The following is a 22,779-nucleotide window of genomic DNA, read 5'->3' on the forward strand; positions in this document are numbered from 1 at the left end:
GGGGCCGGGGGAGTGGGGTAGGGCGGGGCGGTCACCAGGTAGTCCGGGAAGGCCGAGGGCCGCGGACGATCGGGTCCGGTGCCGGGAAACGGATTGCGGCGCATGCCGCTCCTTCGGGTCAGCGGGCGCGCGGCCCGCGTTGAACTGGGGTTCGGGTGGTCCGCGAGGACCAATGTTCAGTGACCTGCTATTTCTTCTCGACGACGTTCTTGACAAGATTCAATTCTTTGAGTCGGGAGCATAGACAGGCGAACTCGAATCACGCTAGGGGTTCGATGAAAGTTCACATAAATGGCACGCGAACGGGCGCTTTTCTTGACTCCAGTAAGCTTACTGACTGGCCATTTCTGTCAGGTGAGAAGGGGGTATCAGAAATGTCATGACGGTGCCCTTGACAACCGTGTGTCAAGGGCCTGACCATCACATTGATTGCCTGGCGTGCTAGGGGAGTCAGTCACCGCAGGGTGGCGGAGAAGGGCGCCAGGCAGTCGGAAAACTAAATCAGCGACTTATCTAGAGAGCTTTGCGAGCCTTATCTAGAGACGTTACTTCATATTCCCGATGCAATTCCCGCCGAGTAGAACGGTGGCCGCTGTGAACCTCGCCTATCCGTATTCAGATGCCGATGACCAGGAACCCGCGCCGACCCCGGTGCGCCGTCCGTGGCCGCACCGCAGGGCCGTTCGCGCGGTGCCGGAGGCCGGCCCGCTGATCGCGATGATCGGCGGCGGGCAGGCCGACAGGACCGGCCGCGAGCACCTCTACCGCCGGCTGCACGAAGCCGGGGTCCGGGTGCTCTCCTTCGACCGGTCCGCCCCCGCCGCGTGGCAGCGGCCGTACCTGGCCGGGCACAAGTGGGTGTCCGCGATGAACGCCGCCACCCTGTCGGCGGTCGTGGCCGCCCACCCGGACCCGGTCAACGGGATCATCTGCTGGGAGGACCGGCACTTCGCCGCCGCCGCCGCGGTCGCCGACCGGCTCCGCCTCCCCGGGTACGGCCGGACCGCCGCCACCGCCAGCCGGGACCGTGCCGTCACCCGGACCCTGCTGGAGGCCTCCGGCTGCGCGGTGCCGCGCTCGGCGCTCGCGGTCGACCTGGCCGAGGCCGAGGAGGCGGCCAGGACGCTCGGCTACCCGGTCGTGCTCAAGCCCCGCCTCAAGACCACCGGCTACCCGGCCAGGCTGGCCGAGGACCACGGCCGCCTCATCACCGGCTTCGCCGCCACCGCCGGGGCCGCCACCGCCGCCGCGGCCACCCTGGGCGCCCGCCGCGGCGTGCTGGTGGAGCAGCGCCTGGACGGCCCCGAGATCGTCGCGATCTGCCTGACCGTCGGCGGGGTCACCCAGCTGGTCAGCATCGTCCGCACCATGGTGGACTTCACCCCCAGCGCCGCCGACCTGGGCCACCTGGTCGACGCGGCCGATCCGCTGCTGGACGACCAGACCATCAGGCACGCCGCCAACGTGAGCCTGCGGGCGCTGGGCGTCCAGGACGGCGCCAGCCAGGTGAGCATGCGCCTCACCCCGGCGGGGCCGTGCGTGATGGCCGTCAACCCCGGGCTGCACGACCTGGTCACCCGGCTGGTCTACCTGGCCACCGGGGCGGACCTGGCCACCGCCGAAACCATGATCGCCTGCGGCGCCCCGATGACCGTCACGCCGCAGCGCCACCACCGGGTGGCCGCCGTCACCTACCTCAGCGCGCCCGCCCCGGGCAAGGTCTCCCGGCTGGAGCTGGGCGCCCAGCTGAGCGACCAGGTCGGCCGGGCCGCCTGGCTGGAGCGGCTGGTGCTGGACGTCGCGCCGGGCAGCGCCGTGGACCCGTCCCCCGACGGGCACACCGCGCGGATCGGGCTCGCCGTCGTCACCGGCCGCAACCGCAGGGAATGCCACGAACGGCTGGACCGGCTGCGCAGGGCGCTGAAGGTCACGGTCGTCGCCGCCGACGGCTCCGCGCCGCCGGCCATGTCGGTGTCGGGCTCCCGATAACGATCACGTTCGACCTCTTCCGGGAGACAAAGGGAATGGTAAGCCGAGCACCGCAGGACCCGTCGGAAGCCGCTCCGCCGAAGGCCCCCATCATGCGGTTACCCGCGGCCGAAGATCTCATCTCCGACCACGGGCGGAGCCTCTACGACTACTGTTCCCTCTGGCTCGGCGACAAGCTGGCCACCGTCAACGCGGTGCGCAACACCTTCGCGCTGGCGGTGGTGCACCAGGACCTGTACCCCGGACACGAGCACCTGCGCTCCTGGCTGTACGCCATCGCCCGGGTGCACTGCCTGGCCCAGCCCCACTACGGCGGCTTCACCACCGCCCCCTTCCCGCCGATCAGCGGCACCCCGCACGGGGACGACACCGAGCTGACCGCCAACGCCATGGGCGCGCTCGGCCGCCGCGAGCGGGAGGTGCTGGAGCTGATCCACCGGCACGGGCTCTCCATCCCCGCGGTCGGCCTGGTGCTCGGGGTGCCCACCGACGAGGCGGCCCGCCTCGCCCTGAGCGCCCAGGACCTGGTCGAGTCCTTCGTGACCTGCGTCCGGCTGGCGCAGACCGGCCGTTCGGTCTGCCGGGCCGGCGAGCCGATCGCGCTGGACTGGCTGGAGTCCCCGCGCAGGGAGCTCCGCAGCCGGCTCAAGACGCACCTGCTGACCTGCGGCACCTGCGCCCAGGCGGCCAACCTGACCGTCTCGGTCCCGGCCCTGCTGGCCCGGCTGCCGATCGCCGAGCTGGACGACCTGGCCCGCGCCAGGATCGAGCAGCCGGCCCGGCCGGAGAGCGTCGAGATCCGGTGGAGCCAGCACGACTACCCGCTCCAGCCGGACGCGTACGACACCCACGACGCCTACCGCGAGCCGGCCAAGCCGCTGGCCCGCCGGCACCGGCAGGAGAGCGGGCACGCGCCCAGGCGGCGGCCCGAGCCCGAGCCCGAGCCGATGTTCCGCGACTCGCGGGGACGGCCGCGCTCGATGCCGCTCGGCGCGCCCGTCTACGCGGACTACTACGCCGACACCGACACAGAAACCGAATCCTCCGGTCCTTCCGGCCCATACCCGACGGAAGACGCCCGGGAGGAGCGTCGCCCTCCCGCCCCCCGCCTGCCGGAGGAGGTGCGGGAGGGCCGCGCCCCGCTCCCGTGGGAGGACAAGGTCTGGGAGAACCGTCCCGCGCTCCGCCTGCCGGACTCCGCCTGGGACGACGCCACGCCGCTGCGCACCCGCCGCCCGCGCGCCAACCCGCACCTGATCCCCGGGCCGCGCCGGCCGCTGGACGACGACCTGGGCGACCTCGCCCCGGCCGAGGAGATCTGGGACCGCCGCATCACCGCCCGGGTCCCCGCCCCTGTGCGGGAACGTTCCGTGGTGACCGGCGCCGAGGTCTGGGACGAGAACGTCTCCACCCGCGGCAAGCTGTCCAGGCGCGGCACCAGGGCGCGGGCCAGGCGGCGCAGGGAGAGCAGGGAGCGGCGCAGGGAGAACGGGGAACGCCCCCGCCGCCCGGTCAGGGTGGTCGCGCTCGGCGCGGCGGCGCTGCTCATCGTGTCGCTGGCGTGGCGCGGCCTGTCGGCCCGGGACTACCACCCGTCGGGGCTGACCGTCGCCACCACCGGGGCGCGGGAGCCGGTCGCCGTGCCGCAGCTGACCAAGCCGGTGCCGACCCCGGCCAGGGCCGAGCCGAGCGCCGTGCCCGCCGTGCCCGTCACGTCGGCGAAGCCGAAGCCGTCTCCGGCGCAGCGCCGTACCCAGCCGGCCAGCAGTAAGCCCGTGGTGCGGCCGGTCGTCAAGCCGGTGGTCAAGAAGCCGGCGCCGGTGGTGCGCCCGGCCCTGACCGTACGGCCCCAGCGGATCGAACTGCAGGACGGCGTCGGGACCGTCGCCTTCTCGGTCAACGCGGGGACGGTCAAGTGGCGGGCCGTCAGCGAGGACGGCCTGGTCGAGCTCAATCCCGGCTCCGGCGCCATCGCGGCCGGCCAGAAGATCCGGCTGGAGATCGGCCTGACCGACGCGGGCCTGGGGACCTCCTCCTGCCTGTTCGAGTCGGACGACGTGCTGGACGTGGAGACCAGCGCGATGGACGTCATCACGATCAGGTGGACCGGCAGGAACAAGGGCGTCAGCACCGACGGGAAGATCACCCTCACCGTCGTCAGCTGCGCGTCCAACTGAGCTCGGGCTCCGGGGGCGGGCGGGCGCGCGGCAAGGCCGCCCCCGGAGACCGGATTATCTGCGCACCTCGGGCGGGTTGATCCCGTGGTCGCGCAGCGCCTTGTAGACGGTGGCCTGGGACAGGCCGGTCCTTCGTTCGATCAGCGACAGGTTGTGGGTGCCGGCCCGCCAGCACTCGGCGATCAGCTGGTCCCGCTTGCCGCGGGCGGCCAGTTCGGCGTCCGCGGTGTGCGCGAGGATCTCGCTCAGCCGGCCGATGCCCTGCAGGAGCCGCAGGCTGATGCCCTGGCGCAGCTGGGTCAGCTCGCCGATCTCGGCCACCGACCGCTCCAGCGCCTCCACCACCGGTGAGGGAGGCGCGTGCCGGCCCCGCCCGGGATGGCGCTGGTAGCCGTTGCCGCGGGCGGCCAGGATGATCCGCTCGACCTCGGACTTGGGCAGGCCGCTGGCCCGGCGCAGCGCGGCGGCGTTGGTGGCGCCGCTCTCCCAGCAGGCCACGACCAGTTCGGCCCGCTCCCGGTCGGCGCGGGCGATGGCCGCCCCGGCCGCGCTCAGGTCGGTCAGCAGCGGCCGCCACTCGGCCAGCCGCTCGGGCTCGTCGGCGTGCTCGGCCCGGTGCGCGATGATCTGCCGGAGGGTGCCCTGCCGCAGGCCCGAGGCCGCGGCCAGCCGGGCGCTGGCCGTCTCGCCCGAGATCAGGGCGAAGGTCCGTACCAGGTCGTTGCGGTCCCGGCGGCCGGCCGTCACCTCGGCGGAGACCTCGCGCCACCGGCGGGCCGCCTCGGCGGCCTCCGCCAGCGCCATGACCGCCTCCGGCCGCGGCGCCTTGGCGGCGCGCTCCCGCAGCCGCTCCCGGCGCAGCTGGGCGGCGTGCCTGGGGCAGCGGCCGAGATCCCTGGCCCGCTCCTGGCAGTCCGCCACCGCGCACGGCCGCCGCTCCCAGCGCGGCGGCACCCGGGTCGGGTCCCCGTAGGCGCGGCGGCGCTGGTAGTGCATCCCGCACAGCTCGCGGCTCCACACCGCCCGCTCGCACCCGTCGATCGCGCACAGGTGCTGCGCCGCCTCGGCCCGCGGCCGCTCGGCTGGCTCCTTCTGGCGGGTACGGCGCGGCCGGGCGTCCCCCGGGTCGCCGGTCTTGGTCAGCCGGGCGTAGTGCATGCCGCACAGCTTGCGGGCCACCACCGGCTTCTCGCAGCCGTCGATCGAGCAGGGCAGCCCGTGCGCCAGGTAGTGGCCGCGGCACAGCCCGCGCGTGAAGATCTTCAGCTCGCAGCCGTCCTCGCCGCAGAGCCCGTCGGTGGAGCGCAGCCGCGAGGCCGCCTCACCCGCCCGGCCGGACTTGCGCACCCGCTGGACGTGCAGCCCGCACATGCCGCTGTCGGCGGCTGGGCGCTCGCAGCCCTCGATGGAGCAGGGCTCGGCCACGGCGAGCCGCCAGAGGCGGTAATGCGAGGTGCACAGGCCGCGCCGGTGGACCTGGCGGTCGCAGTCGGCCGTGCAGGTGGAGCGTTTGTCTGGGGCGCCGTAGTAATGCTGGGCGCATACGCCGAGGGCCAGGACGGTCCGTTCGCATTCCCGGACGGAGCATCCCTTATCTGTCATGAGCGCTGGAGTGGTCATCGGCACCCGTCAATGCGACCTGTCAAGGTTTCCCCCGGAGCCCCGCGCGTTCCATGAGCCTGACCTCGTTGACGAGCTGCCGGGGCTCGTGCCCGAGATCCCGGAGCAGGCAGCAGATATAGGCGTGCACGTCGGAATCGAGCGGGCGCGCCTCGAACGCGCGTGAGACGAGGTAATGCACATAAGCCACGGAGAGGACGTAAGTCCGCCCGGACAGCTCCTCAAGCGAATTCACCTCAGATCCAGGAAGGAACTCCGGCGACCAGTTTCCGCGGACGAATTCGATCAGCTCCGGTCCCATCGCCGGCAGCGGATCGCGCAGCCGCGCGTGCGCGTGCGACGAGTACGGGCAGGACGGGATCTCCAGCTGGAACTCGCCGTCCACCGATTCCGCCCCCTCCAGCCGGTACGGCAGCGCCCGCCCGTTCGTCGTGATCGCGTCGGGGTCGGTCAGCGGGAAGGCGGCGTCCACGATCTGGGCCACCGTCACCGCGACCGGATAGCCGAGAGTGAGCCCGCGGACCGCGCCGCCCACCTCGTCCAGCTGGCAGTGCGCGGCCACGTAGGTGGCGAGCGACAAAGTGCGGTGGTACTCAAGGGATTCGATCTCCCGCTCCGCGATCGCCTTCGGCAGCACCTCACGGTAACCGTCGATGATGGCGTCGATGGGGAACAGCCGCCCGTACGTCTCGTCCCGGGAGGCGGTGATCAGCAGCAGATCGTTCCCGGCCTCGGCCAGCGGGTCGGGCGGCCCGCCCCGGGTGATGTTGGCGATCACGCCGGCCCGCCCGGCGGCGGCGCACCAGCGCAGCGCGTCGGACTCCGGCAGGGTCAGCCGGGCGAAGGGCAGCAGGCCGTCGAGGAGCGCCCGCGCCTTCCATAGATCGATCCAATTGGCCCGCCCGCTGGGTTCGGGGCCGGCCCACTGGAGGCTGCGTCCCGCCTGGTCGGCCCGCGCCCTGACCAGCCAGCCGGAGGCGGCGAAGTCGTCGGCGTAGACCAGGTTCCAGATGCTGAGCAGCGGGGACGCGTCCACGGTGAAGCGTGCGGCTTCCTCGCCCTGCCACAGCCGGTGGCCGTTCCAGGTGACGAGGAGGTCGCAGAAGGCGGCCTTGGTGGGCCGCCGGTACACCCCGTGCATGGGGTGACCGTCCACGACGAAACGGCCTGGCGGGGGTTCGGCGTCAGGCAGTGCCGGGCAGCGAGGATCTGGCGAGACCTCCCAGTCGCCCACGTGGCGCCTCCTCTTATGCATTAAGGCAACTTTAAGGCTTGTCCAAAACTAGATATTTCGACTTACTCTTTCTCGGCTCCGGCACTTCCCTCGCCAGTCAGAAGCAGTCGGAGTGGGTTACGGGCGGGACCAGATGTGCACCCTGGTGACATGAGGGAAACTCCTGCCTGTCCGGGGCTTTGAACGCTATCCAGGGGTGGTAATCGGGAGGTTGCAACCCAGTCAGCATTTAGTCATGGCCTGGAGACAGAAAGGCAGTAGTATCTCCACTGCGCTGTTTTCAACGGATTCCCGGTCAATGTCATGTTGTTGACGCGCACCTCCGAGCGGATTGGGGGCCAGGCGTTGCACTTCCGGATCTTGACCCGGTTGGAAGTGATCCCGGACGAGGGCGGCCCGCTGGCCATTTCGCCGATCAAGAGAAGGGCCCTGTGCGCGCTTCTGCTGGCCGGTGAACAAGGGCTGTCACCGGGTGAGTTGATGGAGGCCGTCTGGGGGGACGGGTACGCCCGCGACGGCTCGCTCAAGACCTGCCTCTCGCAGCTGCGCCGGGTGCTGCCCGGCCGGATCCCGGCCGGCGGTTCCGGCGGCTACCGGATCGAGTTCGACCCCGCCGACACGCTGGACGCGCACCGGTTCCGCGCCCTGGTCGCCGCCAGCGCCGAGGCGGTCAGGCTGGGCGAGCACGAGACGGCCGTACAGACGCTACAGGAGGCCCTGAACCTCTGGGGGCAGGGGGAACCCCCGCTGGCCGACCTGCCCGACCACACCGCCCGGCTGCGGCTGATGCGGGACGAGCTGATCTTCGAGCGCCGGGCCGCGCAGATCTCGCTCTTCCGCGAGCGGATCCAGCTCGGCGACCACCGCGACGTCCTGGGCGACCTGCGCCGCGGCATCGCCGAGGACCCGTTCTCCGAGCAGCTGCACGCGCTGCTGATGACGGCCCTGTACCGGTCCGGCTACCGGGCCGAGGCGCTCCGGCACTTCGACGCGGTCAGCACGCTCCTGCTGCGCGAGGCCGGCAGCGGCCCCGGCCAGGCGTTGCGCCAGCTCAGGGACGCCATCGACGTCGACGACGAGGCGCTGGTGCTGGACACCAGGGCGCCCGCGCCGGCCGCCGCCACGCCCGCCCCCGCGCCGCCGCCCCCGCCGCTGGCCCAGCTCCCGCCTGACGTGATCGACTTCACCGGCCGCGAGGACGAGGTCGCCCGGGTGGCCGAGTTCCTGACCCCGGGCCCCGACGTGATGGGCGTGCCGATCGCGTCCCTGATCGGCCCGCCGGGGGTGGGCAAGTCCGCGCTGGCCATCCACATCGCGCACCGGCTGCGCGCCGCCTTCCCCGACGGCCAGATCTACATCCACCTGGCCGGCATGTCCGCCCGCCCGCGCGAGGCCGCCGAGGTGCTCGGCGAGCTGCTCACCTCGATGGGGGCGCCCGCCGACAGCCTGCCCGCCGGCACGGGGGAGCGGGCCGCGCTGTTCCGGTCCATGCTGGCCGGCCGCCGCGTCCTGGTGGTGATCGACGACGCCGCCGGCGCCGACCACGTCCAGCCCTTCCTGCCCGGTACGGCGGGCTGCGCCGTGATCGTCACCTCCCGGGCGTACCTCACGGGCGGGGCCGGTATCCGTCCCTTTCGGCTGGACCCGCTCCAGCGCCAGGAGGCGCTGCGCCTGCTGGAGGAGATCATCGGGGCCGACCGGGTCGCCGCGGAACCGGAGGCCGCCGACGAGGTGATGGCCGCCTGCGGCGGCTTCCCGCTGGCCGTGCGGATCGCGGGGGCCCGGCTGTCCGCCCAGCCCAACTGGCCGATCGCCTACTTCGCCGGGCGGCTCAGCGACCGGCTGCGCGCGCTGCGGGCCAACGAGATGACCGTCAGCGCCAGCATCGCCGACAGCTACGACGCCCTGCCCGCCCCCGCCAAGCAGGCGTTCCGGGTGCTCGCGCTGGCCGGTCCCGGCGACTTCCCGGTCTGGCTGATCGCCATGCTGCTGGGCACCCTGGAGGCCGAGGAGCTGCTGGAGACGCTGTCGGACCGGAGCCTGCTGGTCACGGTCAGCGCGGGCACCGTCGGGCAGCCCCGCTACCGCCAGCACGACCTGCTCCGCGACTACGCCGAGCAGCAGCTGCAGGACCACGTGAGCGAGCGGGACCTGGCCGTGGAGCGGCTGCTGCTGGGCTGGCTGGAGCTCGTCGACCGGGCCGACGCACGCCTGCCCGGAGAGCCACACTTTCCTCGCCCGGCCCGCCTGAACGTGGAGCTGTTCGCCCCCGACGAGGCCCGGCACCTGATCGATTCCGGGCCCGGGGTCTGGTTCATCGCCGAATGCGCGAACATCCTGGCCGCGATCCGCCTGGCCTGCGACGAGAGGCGCTACCGGCTGGCGTACGGGCTGGCCCTGCGGCTCTCCTCGTTCCTGGCCCACCAGAACCGGCATCGCGAGGCCGAGGACATGTGGGAGCGGGTGATGAGCGCCGCCGCGGCCGAGGAGGACACCCGGCTGGCCGCCGAGGCCCGGCTCCGGCTGGCCGCCGTGGTCGCCAGGCAGCCCGGCGACGAGCACCGCCCGATCCAGATGCTGACCACCTGCCTGGAGGCGTTCGAGCAGGTCAAGAACGCCGAAGGGGTGGCCAGGTCACTGGCCTGGCGGGCCCTGGTCGGCTACCGGCAGGGGGCGCTCGACGAGGCCGCCGCGGACGCGGGGCGCGGCCACAAGCTGGCCCGCGAGGTCGAGGACGCCCCCGCCGAGGTGGCCTGCCTGCGGGTGCTCGGCCTGGTGGCGGGCGCGGAGGGCCGCCACGAGGAGGCGATCCAGCTCTGCGAGTCGGCCTTCACCCGGGCCGGGAAGATCGCCAGGGAGAGCGGCGAGCGCGTCTACGAGAGCCTCGCGCTGGACACCCTGATCACCGTACGGCTCGCCGCCGGCCACCACGACCAGGCGCTGCACCTGTGCGATCACGGCCGGGTGCTGGGCCAGGAGACCGGCGACATCCTGGCCGAGGCGGCCTTCGAGGAGTTCGCCGGGGACGCGCTCGCGGGCCTGGCCAGGCACGCCGAGGCGGTCGTCCGCTACACCCGCGCGGCGGGCCTGTTCGAGATCGCGGCCGACGACCGCCGTGCCCCGCTGTGCCGGGCCAGGATCGCCGCCATGCGGGCCGCTCAGGGCTCGCTGGAGGAGGCCAGGAAGCTGGCCGACCAGAGCGCGTCGGAGCTGGAGAACCTGGGGTTCCAGGTAGAGGCCACCGAGACCCGCCGGCTGGCGCAGGGCTGGTAAGCCGAACACCCGGAAAGACGGATTCGGACCGCCCGCAAAGCGAAAAATTCTTCCCTCGGAATTATCGGCTATGTCGGGCATGTAGTCATATACTCGCGACGGTCAAGGCACGTTCATGTCGTTCGCGGGGAAACTCCGGACGACATGACTACATGATCCACACCTGACGTGAATTGCGCGGGTTGCTATGGTTGATCGATGAAAGTGATCAAACGCTAGCTCAATGGGCACCGGCGAGGGTGACTACATGAAGCGGCAGAACGTGTTCGACCATGACTGTCCGAATGCCTCCAGGATCTACGATCATCTGCTCGGCGGGAGCGACAACCACGCTCCCGACCGGGTCGCGGCCGAGGAGCTCCTCAAGGTCGCGCCCGACGCCGCCGACGTGGCGGTGGGGAACCGGGCGTTCCTCAAGCGCGCCGTGAAGTACCTCGCCGAGCGTGGGATCAGGCAGTTCCTCGACATCGGCAGTGGCCTCCCGACCAGGGAGAACACCCACCAGATGGCCCAGGCGGCGGCGCCGGGGGCCCGGGTCGTGTACGTCGACAACGACCCCATCGTCTTCGCCCACATCCAGGCGATCCTGTCCGACGGCAATACCGTGGCCACCAGTGGCGACATGCGCGCGACCGAAAAGATCCTGGCCGATCCCCGCCTGAACGAGATGATCAGTTTCGACGGGCCGGTCGGTGTGATCCTCACTTCTGTCCTGCACTATGTCTCCGACGCTGACGATCCGCATGACATCGTCGGCCGCATAATGCGCGCGATGCCGCCCGGAAGTTATCTGGTCCTATCTCACAGTAAACACGGGGATGTGACCACCCAAGAAGACGAAGAACGAATTATCGAAATATATAACCGAACCAATAAACCACTTTATCCGCGGGACCGGGCCCAGATAGTCCAGTTCTTCGACGGGCTCGACATTCTGCACCCCGGCGTCGTCCCGGTGCAGGACTGGCACCCCAACGGGGACGCTCCTGGCGCGTCCGCGCCCGATTTCGTCCCCGGCCACATCCTGGGTGGAGTCGCGGTCAAGCCTCACTGACCCGGCACCGCGCCCTCGCCCACCCGGCGTATGTAGGTGATCATCAGCAGCGCCCCCGACTGACGGTATTCGACCTTGTCACCAGGGCGGAACCCGGCCAGGGGGCGCTTGAGCGGGCGCAGCAGCCGGCGACTGGCGGCACCCCGCGTCTCCACCGAGTACTGCACCGGGATCCCCGCCTTGCCGTACAGCAGGTACTCCGCGGTGCACCCGAGCTCGGCCGCCAGCGCCGCTGTCACCTCGGGCGACGGGACCCGCCTCCCCGTCTCGATCAGAGAGATGTAACTGTCGTTCACATGCGCGCGTCGCGCCAGTCGATCCTGGGTCAGGCCCGCCTCCTTGCGGAGTTGGCGGAGGCGGTCACCCAGCACCTCGGACACTGTCACTTGACAAGCCTTTCGACCCGAAGTCAATTGACGACATGCTTACATGCGGGCCCCCCGAATGGCTAGGCCCCATTTTTTGTGAAGCGCCGAGTTCTATAGAGAACTTGAATGTCCGGGATATTTAGCGGGAATTGCATTTGAGTTTGCCACAGCCGGTAGTTAGCCGGGGAAATATAACTGGAGCGGCGATGACCTGCGCAATCGGCCCGCCGCGATAGGGGCGGGCCGTTTCCCGGCGCGTCCGGGCCGTCACAGGGCGCCACGCCGCGACCGCGGCGTGGGAACGTTCCGAAGCGGCTCCCGGTTACGCGGAGCTATGCCCATTCGGTAGGTTTCTGGCGGCCTTGATCAGGAACTGCAGGCTCTGGTCAGGGGGCAGGGCCGCCGCCCGGATGCGGGTGTAAAGGGTCTCGTAGCGGGTCGCGGCGTCCGGCTCGGTCAGCACGAGGTCGTCCGTGACGGTGTCCACCGCCACCACCGTGGGGTCGCCGGGGTCGGCGAAGGTGTAGATCGAGAAGGCCGAGCGCGGCAGGCTGTAGCCGTCGATGATCGCGTCGATCGGCAGCACCCGCAGGGTGATCTTCGGGTCCCCGTTGACGGTAGCCGCAAGGTGATAAAGCTGTTGCTGCACGACTTCCAGGGGGGCCGCGCGCCGCCGTACGGCGACCTCATCGATGATCACTTCGTAGGTCGGGCCGCCCGGCCGGCGCAGCATCCGCTGGCGGCCCAGGCGCGCCTCGGCGGCCTTGTCCGGCTTGTAGCCGTCGGCGCCGTCCTGGCGGTCGGTGTGGGCGCGGGCCCGGGTGAACTCGGCCGTCTGCAGCAGGCCGGGCAGGAAGGTCATCTGGAACTCGCGGATCGTCTCCGCGCCCGCCTCCAGGTCGGCGAAGAGCGCCTGCCGCTCGCCCATCGCCTTGTTCGACTCCCACCAGCCGCGCTCGCCGGCCTCCCGGGCGATCGTGATGATCTGGGTCCACTGGTCGCCCTGCACGCCCAGCTCTTCCAGAATGGCCATGATGTCGGCGAGGTCGACCACGTGGCCGTTCTCCAGCCGGGAGATCTGCGCGCGCGGCAGCCCGATCCGCTTGGCGAGCTGCTCGTGGGTGAGGTGCGCGCCGATCCGCAGGTGCCGGAGCTCGGTGGCCAGCCGCAGGCGCCGTACATAGGGACTGATCATCCAAGCCTCCGGACGTTACGGCACCCGGGCCACGCCGCTGTGGCCGGTGATCGCGCCCTCGGGCGCGTCGTCGTTCAGGTCGGGCCGCCACTGGTGCCACTGGGTCAGCCCCGGCTCGACCAGTTCCAGCCCCTCGAAGAACGCGGCCACCTCGTCGCGGGAGCGCAGCCGCTGCCCGGTGGCCACATGCTGGTTGTAACGCTTGCTCGCCTCGCCCTGGGTGGCCGGGAGCAGGTCGCTGGCCGGGTGCGAGATGACCAGGTAACTGCCGGAGGGCACGGCGGCGGTGAGCGCGTTCACGATGCCGTACGGGTCGTGCTCGTCCGGGATGTGGTGCATGACGCCGAGCAGCAGGATCGCCACCGGCTGGGTGAAGTCCAGCGTCGCCGCCGCCTCGCGGAGCAGCTTCTCGGTGTCCCGCAGGTCGCCGTTGATGTAGTCGGTGGCGCCCTCGGGGGAGGTGCGCAGCAGTTCGTGCGCGTGCGCCAGCACGATCGGGTCGTTGTCCGCGTACACCACCCGGGCTCCAGGCACCGTCGCCTGGGCCACCTCGTGGGTGTTGTTCTCGTTCGGGATCCCGGTGCCGATGTCCAGGAACTGCCGTACGCCCATCTCGCCGGCCAGCCAGCTGACCACCCGGACCAGGAACGCGCGGTTGGCCCGCACGCTGTAGCGGAGCCCGGGACGGGCGGCGAGCACCGCGTCGCCCGCGGCGCGGTCGGCGGCGAAGTTGGTGGTGCCGCCCAGCCAGTAGTCGTACACCCGGGCCGAGTGGGCCGCGGTGGTGTCGATTCTGATGGGCTCCGACTCGTGGCTGTCAGACACCTGCTCCGGCCCCTGTCTGTCCGTCCGGCTGGATATCTCCGGGTTCGCTACTGTCCGAGGTTTTTGATCGTGCCGAGTATCCATCTGTATCGCGTGCCGGGCAAGACCGGGGTGACGTCCGGTTCGGGCGTGCACGGCCACATTCTGAACATGCGACACTTTTGTACAGTCCAGAATTGGCCGTTGTCCGGAAGACGGTTCATGAACCAGAACAGCAAGTTCAGCAACTGGCGCAAGTCCAGCCACTCCAGTGGCGGCGACAACTGCGTCGAGGTCGCGACCGCCGGGAACCCCGGCGGTTCCGACCCTGTCATCGGCGTGCGCGACTCCAAGCAGCACGGGCGAGGGCCGGTGCTGGAGTTCACCCCAGCGGAATGGCGTGCCTTCGTCAACGCGGTGAAGGACGGCGAATTCGACCTGAGCTAAGCCTCTCGGCCAGCGCTTATCCATGTTTTCCCGAGTTTTCCCGAAGAGCCGGCGACCCCGGCTCTTCGTGGTTTTCGGGCGTTGGTCATCTTGCGTCGGGCGCGGAAACCGATAGATACTTAGGACGTTCCGCACATTTGGATTGTCCAGCCGCGCGAATGCCCGGAAGATCGACGTGTGAGAGGGACCGTGTGAGAGGGACGGAGTCCGCACTCGCCTCGCCGCTCATCAGATTCGCGGAGACCGGCATGGACCGGGCCGCATCGCTCGCCGTCTGGCCGCTGGCCGAGGGATCGCGCGCCGTGGTGCGCAGCCGCGATCTCATCCGCGGCGTCCTGACCGGCCTGGGCCTCGGCGGCGAAGCGATCGACGACGGCGTGGTGATGGTCTCGGAGCTGGTCACCAACGCGCTGCGGCACGCCTGCGCACCCTTCGAGCTGCGCCTCTACCGGAGCCCGCCGATGGTGGTGTGCGAGGTCGTGGACGGCTCGGAGACGCTGCCCGCCATCCCCGGGCCGCTCGCGGTGCAGCTGACCCTGGACGCGATCGACGCCATCCCCGACCCGCTGCTGCTGGAGTCCGGCCGCGGCCTGGACGTCGTGCACCGCCTCTCCCACGGCTGGTGCGGCGCCTACCCCACCAAGATCTCCACCACCAACCGGGTCACCGGCGGCAAGGCCGTCGCGTTCGCCCTGCCGCTCCCCGTCGACCGGGCCTAGCCCGGCCCGCCGTCCCAGTCCGCGGGGTCCAGATCCGGGTCGTCCAGCGAGTCGTCGGTCATGACGAGCGTGTACAGCGCGGCCAGGCGGTCGGTCAGCAGCTCCGGATCAATCTCGGTCTCGGTGCTGGTCAGGTCTTGGTCGAGTTCCGGCATCGGTGTCATCCGATCGGGTCGGTGAGGGTCAGCTGGTAGCTGACCGTTCTGGTCAGGTCGGTGCCGTTCGCCTTCCCGGTGATCGTCACGGCGAACGCGAACCGCCCCGGCTTCGACTCCGGCGACGCGGTCAGGGTCAGTACGGCCTTGCCGCCCCCGATGACCGCCTTCGGCGCGAACGCCGCGCTCACCCCGCTCGGCAGCGGGCCGACGCCGAACACGACGGTGTCCATGAATCCATCCTCCCCAGTGACCGCCAGCGGCACACCAATCGTGCCCCCCACCGGCAGCGCCCCGGCCGTCTCCCCGACGGCCAACTCAAACTCTGCCACCGGTTGCGGCGGACCGAGCGTGGGAGTTCCCGAAACGGTTGGCGTCGGATCCTGCGGACCGAGCGTGGGAGTTCCCGAAACGGTTGGCGTCGGATCCTGCGGACCGAGCGTGGGCGTTCCCGGAATGGGGTCCTGCGGGCCGAGCGTGGGCGTCCCCGGGATGGTCGGAAGCGGGAACTGCGGGCCCGGGATGGTCGGCTGGGGGTTCGTCGGCCCGGTCGGAAGCGGGCCTTGAGGGCTGGATGTGGGCGTTCCCGGCGAGACGGTCGGAAGCGGATCCTGCGGGCCCAGGGTGGGCGTTCCCGGCGGCTCGCTCGGTGTCGGCGTCGGGGCGGGGGGCGGGATGGGGATGGTGCGGATCGCCGCCGCGAACGACGACTGCGGGCCGGAGGTGACCTTGAGGCTGCCCGCCAGTGCCGGGATTGGGACCGGGAGGTCGCGGTCGCCCAGCACGCCGAGGCCCAGCTGGCCGAAGTCGTTGCCGCCCCAGCCCCACACGTTCGAGTTCTGCCCCGCCCCGCTCCTGGCCAGGCCGAAGTACTGGCCGGACGCGATGCCGACGATGTTGGTCAGCCCGCGCACCCGGTCGGGGGTGGCGCGGTAGCCGTTGCTGCTGCCGATGCCGAGCTGCCCCCGGTCGTTGTCGCCCCACGCCCACACCTGGCCGGTCCCGCTCAGCGCCAGGCTGTACGACCACCCGGTGGCGACGCTGCCGACGCCGGTCAGTCCCGGCACCAGCGCCGGGACGGTCGCCGGGGTCGTGGTCCCGTTGCCGAGCTGGCCGCGGTCGTTGCGGCCCCACGCCCTGACCTGGCCGGTGTTCGTGGCGGCCAGGCTGTGGGTGTCCCCGGCGGCCAGGTCCACCACCCCGACCAGTGAGACCACCGCGCCCGGCGTGGCGCGCGGCACCGTGTTGCCCGTGCCCAGCTGGCCGTTGGCGTTGTCGCCCCAGCTGGACAGGTGACCGTTGCCGAGCAGCGCCAGACCGTGCCGCCCGCCCAGGGAGATTTTGAGCACGCCGGTCAGCGCGGGTACCTGTACCGGTGCGAAGCGGTTCGGACCGCCTCCGATGCCCAGCTGCCCCGCCACGTTGCTGCCCCAGGCCCACACGCTCCCGTCGGAACGTTTGGCCATGCTGAACGCGCCCCCGGCGTACACGGCCACGACGTTGGTCAGGCCGACGACCCGGACCGGGGTGTTACTCCGGTTGACCACGCCACCGTCGCCCAGCTGCCCGGAGGTGTTGAACCCCCACGCCCACACCGTCCCGTCGGCGGCCTTGGCCACCGCGTGACTACCCCCCAGCGCGACATCGGTGAACTGCAGATCGGTCCGCCCGGCGAGCACGGGCGTGGCGTGCACCTCCTGGGTACTGCCATCGCCCAACTGCCCGTAGTAGTTGGAACCCCAACTGGTCACATGCGACCAGCCGAACTGCGCCGCCGCCGGACCGCCCGGCAACAGCACAGCGGCCACCAACAGGACAGGCGACAGGACCAGCCCTGCGACCTGCCATCGGAACCGCGCCATCGGTGTCACGCCCTTCTCTGAATAACCGTCACCCCTATGGCGGGACATTCCGTTCCATCCCGTGCCACATCCCGGCCAACCTGCCGCGGGCGCCGGCCGGCCTTGATCGCGGTGGTTTCGGCGTTCCGTAAGGTGCGCGGTGGGTGCGGTCTACGGGCTTGGCGTGCCAAGGTAAACGGATGCCCGAATCAACAAGACTGCCCCGATCTGTTCAAGAGGCGATCGACGCGGAGCAGGCGGGGACGCGGTTGCGGTACCTGTGGTTCTGGGGGCACCGGCCGACGCGTGGCGGGGGAGTCGGCGCGGGCTGCCTGAGTCAGTGGTGGCCCGCCGAGTGCACCGAGGACGGCCATGTCTTCCGTACCGCCGAGCACTACATGATGTCCCACAAGGCGTGGCTCTTCGGTGACGAAGCCACCGCGCGCGAGATCCTGGCCGCGGCCACGCCGGGCGAGGCCAAGGCCCTGGGCCGGAAGGTGCGCGGGTTCGACGACGAGGTGTGGGCCGCGTACCGGTATCCGATCGTGGTGCGGGCCGGGATCGCCAAGTTCGGCCAGAATCCGGAGCTCAAGGCGTTCCTGCTGGCCACCCGCGAGCGGGTCCTGGTCGAGGCCAGCCCGCGCGACCGGATCTGGGGCATCGGCCTGGCCGCCGCCGACCCGGCCGCCGCGTCACCCTCGACCTGGCTGGGCCTCAACCTGCTCGGCTTCGCCCTCATGGACGCCCGCGACACCCTTCAGTGAACGACGATTAACTCCCGGGACAGGCTCTCCAGAGCCCGTGCCACCACGACGTCCCCGGCGAGGGCCGCGCCGACGACCGGATCGTGGTCCAGCAGGTACGCGAGATGCCGCAGCGCATGAGCGGCCACGTTGTCCAGATCCACGTGCTCAGGCGAGGGCGAGGCGGGACCGGAGCCCCGTGCCAGCCGGAAGGACTCCAGCTCGGTGCCCGGCAGGTACGGAAACGGATCCGGACAGACGACATACGTCAGGACGATCTGCCCTTGCGGTCGGTACCGCCAGCTGGTGGAGTGGACCACCGTGGAGGCGTCGCCGGCCTGCACGCCGGCACCGCGTCGGGCCGCCTGGTCAGGGGATTCACTCGCGCCAAGGCGGGTGACCAGGTGCCGGTAACGCCAGGTCCCGGCGGCGTCGACCCGAATCGGCAGCACCTCGACACTGACCTGACCGTTCACGGAAGCCCCCAGTAGGTGGTGGTTATTGCGAACAGTATGCAGCAACAACCAGGTCGCGTACTGATCCTGATGGGCTCAGGCGAGACGAGCCCGACCATGGTCGAGGTCCACCGCTCCGCCGTACTGCCCCTCGGCGACCGCCCCCGGGCCGTCCTGCTCGACACCCCCTACGCGTTCCAGGAGAACTCCGCCGACATCTCGGCCCGCGCCTGCGGATACTTCGCCCGCAGCGTCGGCCTGGAGGTCCAGGTCGGGGGCGACGTCGCCACCGCGGACTGGGTGTTCTCCGGCCCCGGCAGCCCGACGTACGCACTGGACCGCTGGCTCGCCTCCGGCACCGCCGCCGACCTCCGCGCCCGCGTCCGCTCCCGCCCCGGCGTGACGGTCCTGGCCTCAGCCGCCGCCTGTACGGCAGGCGTGGCGACCATCCCCGTCTACGAGATCTACAAAGTCGGCGCGGACCCGCACTGGCGCGAGGGCCTGAACCTGCTCGCCGCACTGGATCTCCCCGTCGTGGTGATCCCGCACTACGACAACACCGAAGGCGGCACCCACGACACCCGCTTCTGCTACCTCGGCGAGCGCCGCCTGTCCCGGATGGAAGCAGAGCTCCCCGACGGCGTCGCCGTCCTCGGCATCGACGAACACACCGCCGCCGTCATCGACCTGACCACCGGCCGGCTCCGCGTTGCCGGCCGCGGCGCCCTCACCATCCGCCTCCCCGGCCGCAGCACCCGCCTCCCCGCCGGCCTCACCCTCCCGCTCCCCGAACTCCGCCATCTCACCAGCGGCCACAGCACCCTGCCCCCACCCCCGCCGCCACCAGCCCCCCAGATCACCCTGGCCGAACTGATAGAAACCCGCGAAACCCACTTCGCCACCGCCCTGACCCGCAACGACGCCACCACCGCCACCCAGGCCATCCTCGACCTGGAAGCCGACCTGCTCGCCTGGTCCGCCGACACCGAGGAAGACGACGGCGGCGTCGACCAGGCCCGCCAGACCCTGCGCCACCTCATCACCCAACTGGGCCGCCAGGCCGACTCCACCCGCCGCCTGACCACCCTCACCGACGCCTTGCTGAAACTCCGCGACGACCTCCGCCACAACGGCCACTACGCTCTCGCCGACGCCCTCCGCACCGCCCTCCAAACCAGCGGCATCCACCTCGAAGACACCCCAACCGGCCCCCGCTGGTCCATCCCACGCCCCTGACGCACCTCGCGATCAAGCAGACTCGCCAGGACAGTCATCTGACGATCTTGTCGCCGGGCCGCCCCCGAACCGGTCAACCGCTGCGCCGGTCGATCAAAAGCGACGGCGGCGTACGCCCCTCCGCGTGCTTGCGTTCGATGTCCCGGGCGAATCCGGCGGCCTCCTCCCGTACGTGCCGGCGTACGAACCAGCCGGTGGCGGACGTTTTCGACAGCAGGCGCAGGACCGGTGCGAGGTTGATCTCGACCACGCAGCGGAGGCTGGAACCCGTGGCGCCGCGCGGTTCGGCCGACATCGTCCAGCGGACCTCCATCCGGATCGGAATCAGGTGGAAGAAGTAGCCGCGGCTGCGCGGTGAGAACAGCTCGAAATGCCGCCGGTCGGCCGAAACCTCCCGGTAGTGCTGGACGATGAGGGTCCCGCCGATGTCCTCCACGTTGACCGTGCCACGCACGCCGTCGTACATCGTCGTGCCTGCGGCACGGTGCGCCTTCGACGCGGCCTGGTAGTCCTCATCCGACAGCGTGAAAATCCAGTTCTCCAGATCGACCGACTCGATCGGCACCCGCAGCGGGACAACGTGCTCAGCCTTCATGACCATGCCTCCGGTTCCATTGGCTCTCCCGTGTCATCTCGGTGTGCCATGCCAACCACGTTAGGAAAACGGCCTGTGCTATCGCATCCGGATCCCCCTGGTGCGAGCCCCGTGCCGATAGCCGACCCGGCCAGAGGCACAGCACCCGCCCCCTTCTGAGCCCAGAGGCTGGAGCTCCATTCTGGAATCGGGCGCGCCAAAGGTCAGGTTCGACGTGTAACGGCCGAAATCTATGAGGATGGACTCTGTCCGTGGCGTTGGCGCAGGAAGTCCGAGTCCACCATCAGGTCGCCCACCAATCGCCATGCTCGTCTTTCATAGACCAGGTCACCGGTCACTGTGAAAGGCAATTTTTCCCGGTAGGCAACAATCGCCCAATCGTGGTCTTCGCCGCCGAGAGTCATATGTACGTTCCGGAATCGCCCTTTAACTGCGGCGTGCAAGATGATCGTGCCCGACTCTTCGTCTTCTCGATTTTCTTCTCGGGTCAAGGATCGAACTGTGCCAATGAGAGTTTCGCGCCGCTTCGGTTCTTCTTGACGAATAAGGCGTTCGCGAACCCGCCCTAGCTGTCCGAATGCCTGATGCTCCAGCTTGATGGGAGAATTCCCCACATTCGGCTTGATTTCCGCCGCAGCCCATTCGAAGGACAGGTCCAGTGCCCGAAGGCTGTCGGGCTCCGCCATCTCTTCGATCGCTTCGACGAGTCCGGCGCTGAGGCCCCATCGGGAGGGGTCGTCCAGTGCCTCGGGATTCTGGCCGAGCGTGAGGTCGCGGGTGGTTTCCAGGCCCTGTGCGAGCGTCTCCATAACCCGCCGGGGAAAGGGCTGGATCACATCAGAGGACTGATCTGGCTGCTCATTAGGGGAGTGGTCGCCGAGTCGGGTGACCACGGTGAAGACGAAGCTGCCTCGCTTGGTGTGGCCCAGTCGCACGTCTTCGTCAAGGAAGTCGGCCACCGCGGTCGGTCTGCGCCCAAGGTGGGAGTGCTTGGGATCGGCGGCCGTCGTGGCCGCGGCGCGCAGCATCTTCCAGATCGCGTCGACAGTGATTTCAGCCTGGCGAAACGGAATCGTGCCGTCGGCCATCGCCTGATCCAGCCGGACAAAGAAAAGATCCGCCCTGGCCGCCATGATTCGCTCCTGCAGTTTGTCGGCGTCCCAGTCGTTTATCCGGCTGATGGCGAACAGGGCGTCGTAGAAGCGCGGCAGAAAGTCCTCATAGTCGACGGCGAGCGGCAGAAGTATCCGGCCAAGGCGTTGCCCGTCGGTGCCGGGAAGCCGCCAGATCTCGCGAATGTGATCCTGCCTCGACTCAAGTTCCCAAGGCTGCGTGGCCAGGTACTGAGAGACCGCAACCGGAGTGATCGAGTGCGCAAGCTCAAGGATTGAGGAATCCGGCGCGAAGTCGCCTACCATTCGCCCCCCTCGCCGATGGTCTTCATAATGCCTCGAAGCTGTGGTACATCAAACAGATTACTTCGCGGTAGGCGGACGGTTTTGGCTGACGCGCCAGCGTCGATCGAACCCAGATCTGCAGCACTCTGCCAGTACATGCGGCTATCCGTGAGGAGCCTCCGCTCGTCCTGGTCCAGCCAGTCCCCCTCCGGCAGCAACAGGACTCCAAGATACGCAGGGACGAACCGCTTCGGGTTGGTCAGCTTCCTGAACCGATCGGCTGTCATCGTCCAGGACAAGTGTTCGGGCTTGAGGAGATCATGCTGGGAGGTGGCTTTGAGCTGTAGCTCAAACTCAGGGCAGTAGTAGGTGGCGTACTCGGCCGAGGAGGAGACCGTGATGTCGACACCGTCGTAGTCGGTGGCGTGGCTCTTGATGGAGCAACCGGCGGCCGAGGCGACCATGTGCACGAAGCTGAGGCTGAACTGCTCCTTCATGGCGTTGAGCGGGAGCTGAGTGATCTCGTCGGCAGGCAACTCGATCACAGGCCGCCGAACCCTTCCGCCACCCGGCCCCCTGCTTCCGCCGACCATCGAATCCGGAGCTTACTCTTGGCACCTCCCTCAAGGGATGCCAATACGCACGATCGAACCTCTACCAGGCGCCGCCGAGTTCCTTGAGGGTGAACTGGCCGCCCGCGCGGTTGTGGAGGGGGTGGGTCAGGTCGGGTTCGCCTTCTGTGGTGAGTAGGGCGGGGGCGTAGAGCTCGGAGTCGTCGCGGGGGGCGTAGCCGATGGCCAGGGCCTCGTCGAGGGACCACCAGCGGCGTTTGTTGGCGGAGACGCCCCAGACGATGTGGAAGCCGGGGGCGGTGAGGGCCGCTTCGATGAGGCGGGCGCAGTCGTCGGGGGAGATCCAGGTGGCCAGGCAGCGGGTGTCGGTGGGGCGTTCCGTGCAGGTGCCGAGGCGGATGACGGTGATGTTGAGGCCGAATCTGTCGTGGTAGAGGCTGCCCAGGGCCTCCATGACGACCTTGCTCACGCCGTAGAAGGTGTCGGGGCGGGGGTAGGCGTAGTCGGGCAGGTCGGCGGTGTCGGGTGGGCGGGTGTGGTAGCCGGCGGCGTGGTGGCTGCCGGCCAGGACGACGTTCCGTACCCCTTCGAGGCGGGCGGTTTCCAGCAGGGTGTGGGTGCCGGTCATGTTGGCGTGGACGATGTCGGGCCATGGGTGTTCGCGGCTCTGGCCGCCCAGGTGGATCACGGCGTCCACGCCGCGCATGGCCGCCGCCATCGCGACGGGGTCGGTGAGGTCGGCCACCACCGAGTCGGGTGAGTCGATGGGGACCAGGTCCGCCAGGCGGAGCACCCGTCCGTCGCGGGCCAGCCGGGGGCGGAGCAGGGTTCCGACCTTCCCGGCCGCGCCGGTCATCAGGATTCGCATGTCCCCATGGTGTACACGTCCCTGACGAAAATCCACA

Annotated in this window: 20 protein-coding genes; 8 read left to right on the forward strand and 12 right to left on the reverse strand. The window is 70.0% G+C overall.

Annotated elements, in window-relative coordinates; translation table 11 throughout:
- The first annotated feature begins 585 nt into the window (after positions 1 to 585).
- A complete protein-coding gene (locus tag Acor_RS04285) occupies positions 586 to 1,989 on the forward strand; it encodes an ATP-grasp domain-containing protein (RefSeq protein ID WP_170316783.1) in 1,404 nt (467 codons plus the stop codon).
- Between the two features lie 92 nt (positions 1,990 to 2,081).
- On the forward strand, positions 2,082 to 4,166 hold the full coding sequence (locus Acor_RS04290) for an RNA polymerase sigma factor (protein WP_155335183.1): 2,085 nt from the start codon (positions 2,082 to 2,084) through the stop codon (positions 4,164 to 4,166).
- Between the two features lie 54 nt (positions 4,167 to 4,220).
- On the opposite strand, the gene Acor_RS04295 is transcribed toward Acor_RS04290, so the two are convergent.
- Positions 4,221 to 5,768: a hypothetical protein gene (locus Acor_RS04295; RefSeq protein WP_155335184.1), complete on the reverse strand. Its 1,548-nt coding sequence runs from the start codon at positions 5,766 to 5,768 to the stop codon at positions 4,221 to 4,223.
- Positions 5,769 to 5,808: 40 nt separating this feature from the next.
- Positions 5,809 to 7,020, reverse strand: coding sequence for a hypothetical protein (locus Acor_RS04300; protein WP_155335185.1), 1,212 nt, complete (start codon positions 7,018 to 7,020; stop codon positions 5,809 to 5,811).
- Positions 7,021 to 7,323: 303 nt separating this feature from the next.
- Between Acor_RS04300 and Acor_RS04305 the strand changes: the two genes are divergently transcribed.
- Together Acor_RS04305 and Acor_RS04310 are read left to right on the forward strand one after the other, a co-directional pair.
- On the forward strand, positions 7,324 to 10,293 hold the full coding sequence (locus Acor_RS04305; protein ID WP_155335186.1) for an AfsR/SARP family transcriptional regulator: 2,970 nt from the start codon (positions 7,324 to 7,326) through the stop codon (positions 10,291 to 10,293).
- A 223-nt stretch (positions 10,294 to 10,516) separates the two neighbouring features.
- Positions 10,517 to 11,347 carry an SAM-dependent methyltransferase gene (locus Acor_RS04310; protein WP_246238416.1) on the forward strand — a complete coding sequence of 277 codons (831 nt, stop codon included), beginning with the start codon at positions 10,517 to 10,519 and terminating at the stop codon, positions 11,345 to 11,347.
- Here Acor_RS04310 and Acor_RS04315 read toward each other — a convergent pair.
- The 3 genes from Acor_RS04315 to Acor_RS04325 form a co-directional block, all read right to left on the reverse strand.
- Positions 11,341 to 11,733 carry a helix-turn-helix domain-containing protein gene (locus tag Acor_RS04315; RefSeq protein WP_170316784.1) on the reverse strand — a complete coding sequence of 131 codons (393 nt, stop codon included), beginning with the start codon at positions 11,731 to 11,733 and terminating at the stop codon, positions 11,341 to 11,343. The two genes, Acor_RS04310 and Acor_RS04315, sit on opposite strands and share 7 nt — an antisense overlap.
- Positions 11,734 to 12,037: 304 nt before the next feature.
- Positions 12,038 to 12,910 (reverse strand): helix-turn-helix domain-containing protein, encoded by an 873-nt coding sequence (locus tag Acor_RS04320; protein ID WP_155335188.1) that lies wholly within the window; start codon positions 12,908 to 12,910, stop codon positions 12,038 to 12,040.
- Positions 12,911 to 12,925: 15 nt separating this feature from the next.
- Positions 12,926 to 13,735 carry an SAM-dependent methyltransferase gene (locus Acor_RS04325; RefSeq protein ID WP_246238417.1) on the reverse strand — a complete coding sequence of 270 codons (810 nt, stop codon included), beginning with the start codon at positions 13,733 to 13,735 and terminating at the stop codon, positions 12,926 to 12,928.
- Between the two features lie 183 nt (positions 13,736 to 13,918).
- Between Acor_RS04325 and Acor_RS04330 the strand changes: the two genes are divergently transcribed.
- Positions 13,919 to 14,161 (forward strand): DUF397 domain-containing protein, encoded by a 243-nt coding sequence (locus Acor_RS04330; protein WP_308805623.1) that lies wholly within the window; start codon positions 13,919 to 13,921, stop codon positions 14,159 to 14,161.
- A 191-nt stretch (positions 14,162 to 14,352) separates the two neighbouring features.
- Positions 14,353 to 14,880 carry an ATP-binding protein gene (locus tag Acor_RS04335; RefSeq protein ID WP_155335190.1) on the forward strand — a complete coding sequence of 176 codons (528 nt, stop codon included), beginning with the start codon at positions 14,353 to 14,355 and terminating at the stop codon, positions 14,878 to 14,880.
- On the opposite strand, the gene Acor_RS04340 is transcribed toward Acor_RS04335, so the two are convergent.
- Both Acor_RS04340 and Acor_RS04345 read right to left on the reverse strand, forming a co-directional pair.
- Complete coding sequence (locus Acor_RS04340) at positions 14,877 to 15,035, reverse strand: hypothetical protein (RefSeq protein ID WP_155335191.1); 159 nt, start codon at positions 15,033 to 15,035, stop codon at positions 14,877 to 14,879. The two genes, Acor_RS04335 and Acor_RS04340, sit on opposite strands and share 4 nt — an antisense overlap.
- Before the next feature lie 5 nt (positions 15,036 to 15,040).
- Positions 15,041 to 16,897, reverse strand: a complete 1,857-nt coding sequence (locus tag Acor_RS04345) for an RCC1-like domain-containing protein (protein WP_170316785.1) — start codon at positions 16,895 to 16,897, stop codon at positions 15,041 to 15,043.
- Between the two features lie 179 nt (positions 16,898 to 17,076).
- Here Acor_RS04345 and Acor_RS04350 point away from each other — a divergent pair, with 179 nt between their 5' ends.
- On the forward strand, positions 17,077 to 17,640 hold the full coding sequence (locus tag Acor_RS04350; RefSeq protein WP_155335193.1) for an NADAR family protein: 564 nt from the start codon (positions 17,077 to 17,079) through the stop codon (positions 17,638 to 17,640).
- Here Acor_RS04350 and Acor_RS04355 read toward each other — a convergent pair.
- Entirely contained in the window at positions 17,634 to 18,095 is a 462-nt protein-coding gene (locus Acor_RS04355) for a hypothetical protein (RefSeq protein ID WP_155335194.1), read from the reverse strand. The genes Acor_RS04350 and Acor_RS04355 overlap by 7 nt on opposite strands.
- Before the next feature lie 69 nt (positions 18,096 to 18,164).
- Here Acor_RS04355 and Acor_RS04360 point away from each other — a divergent pair, with 69 nt between their 5' ends.
- Positions 18,165 to 19,310 carry a type 1 glutamine amidotransferase family protein gene (locus Acor_RS04360; RefSeq protein ID WP_218034121.1) on the forward strand — a complete coding sequence of 382 codons (1,146 nt, stop codon included), beginning with the start codon at positions 18,165 to 18,167 and terminating at the stop codon, positions 19,308 to 19,310.
- 73 nt (positions 19,311 to 19,383) lie between these two features.
- Here the strand turns inward: Acor_RS04360 and Acor_RS04365 are convergent, their stop codons facing one another.
- The 4 genes from Acor_RS04365 to Acor_RS04380 form a co-directional block, all read right to left on the reverse strand.
- A complete protein-coding gene (locus Acor_RS04365; RefSeq protein WP_155335196.1) occupies positions 19,384 to 19,905 on the reverse strand; it encodes a hypothetical protein in 522 nt (173 codons plus the stop codon).
- Positions 19,906 to 20,135: 230 nt separating this feature from the next.
- Positions 20,136 to 21,323, reverse strand: a complete 1,188-nt coding sequence (locus Acor_RS04370; RefSeq protein ID WP_155335197.1) for a hypothetical protein — start codon at positions 21,321 to 21,323, stop codon at positions 20,136 to 20,138.
- The gene (locus tag Acor_RS04375; RefSeq protein ID WP_246238418.1) at positions 21,317 to 21,847 is read right to left on the reverse strand and encodes a DUF4365 domain-containing protein; all 531 of its coding nucleotides are present in this window, start codon (positions 21,845 to 21,847) and stop codon (positions 21,317 to 21,319) included. Before Acor_RS04375 ends, Acor_RS04370 begins: the two co-directional genes overlap by 7 nt.
- Before the next feature lie 109 nt (positions 21,848 to 21,956).
- A complete protein-coding gene (locus tag Acor_RS04380; protein WP_246238419.1) occupies positions 21,957 to 22,742 on the reverse strand; it encodes an NAD-dependent epimerase/dehydratase family protein in 786 nt (261 codons plus the stop codon).
- Positions 22,743 to 22,779 lie beyond the last annotated feature (37 nt).

The organism is Acrocarpospora corrugata (assembly GCF_009687845.1).
GTDB lineage: Bacteria > Actinomycetota > Actinomycetes > Streptosporangiales > Streptosporangiaceae > Acrocarpospora > Acrocarpospora corrugata.

What these genes read in the sequence shown, in the direction of transcription:
- Acor_RS04290 (WP_155335183.1), top strand. Translation starts at nt 2,082, where the DNA reads ATGCGGTTACCCGCGGCCGAAGATCTCATCTCCGACCACGGGCGGAGC.
- Acor_RS04295 (WP_155335184.1), bottom strand. Translation starts at nt 5,768, where the DNA reads ATGACAGATAAGGGATGCTCCGTCCGGGAATGCGAACGGACCGTCCTG.
- Acor_RS04305 (WP_155335186.1), top strand. Translation starts at nt 7,324, where the DNA reads ATGTTGTTGACGCGCACCTCCGAGCGGATTGGGGGCCAGGCGTTGCAC.
- Acor_RS04310 (WP_246238416.1), top strand. Translation starts at nt 10,517, where the DNA reads ATGGGCACCGGCGAGGGTGACTACATGAAGCGGCAGAACGTGTTCGAC.
- Acor_RS04320 (WP_155335188.1), bottom strand. Translation starts at nt 12,910, where the DNA reads ATGATCAGTCCCTATGTACGGCGCCTGCGGCTGGCCACCGAGCTCCGG.
- Acor_RS04340 (WP_155335191.1), bottom strand. Translation starts at nt 15,035, where the DNA reads ATGCCGGAACTCGACCAAGACCTGACCAGCACCGAGACCGAGATTGAT.
- Acor_RS04345 (WP_170316785.1), bottom strand. Translation starts at nt 16,897, where the DNA reads ATGGCGCGGTTCCGATGGCAGGTCGCAGGGCTGGTCCTGTCGCCTGTC.
- Acor_RS04350 (WP_155335193.1), top strand. Translation starts at nt 17,077, where the DNA reads ATGCCCGAATCAACAAGACTGCCCCGATCTGTTCAAGAGGCGATCGAC.
- Acor_RS04360 (WP_218034121.1), top strand. Translation starts at nt 18,165, where the DNA reads ATGGGCTCAGGCGAGACGAGCCCGACCATGGTCGAGGTCCACCGCTCC.
- Acor_RS04365 (WP_155335196.1), bottom strand. Translation starts at nt 19,905, where the DNA reads ATGAAGGCTGAGCACGTTGTCCCGCTGCGGGTGCCGATCGAGTCGGTC.
- Acor_RS04370 (WP_155335197.1), bottom strand. Translation starts at nt 21,323, where the DNA reads ATGGTAGGCGACTTCGCGCCGGATTCCTCAATCCTTGAGCTTGCGCAC.
- Acor_RS04380 (WP_246238419.1), bottom strand. Translation starts at nt 22,742, where the DNA reads ATGCGAATCCTGATGACCGGCGCGGCCGGGAAGGTCGGAACCCTGCTC.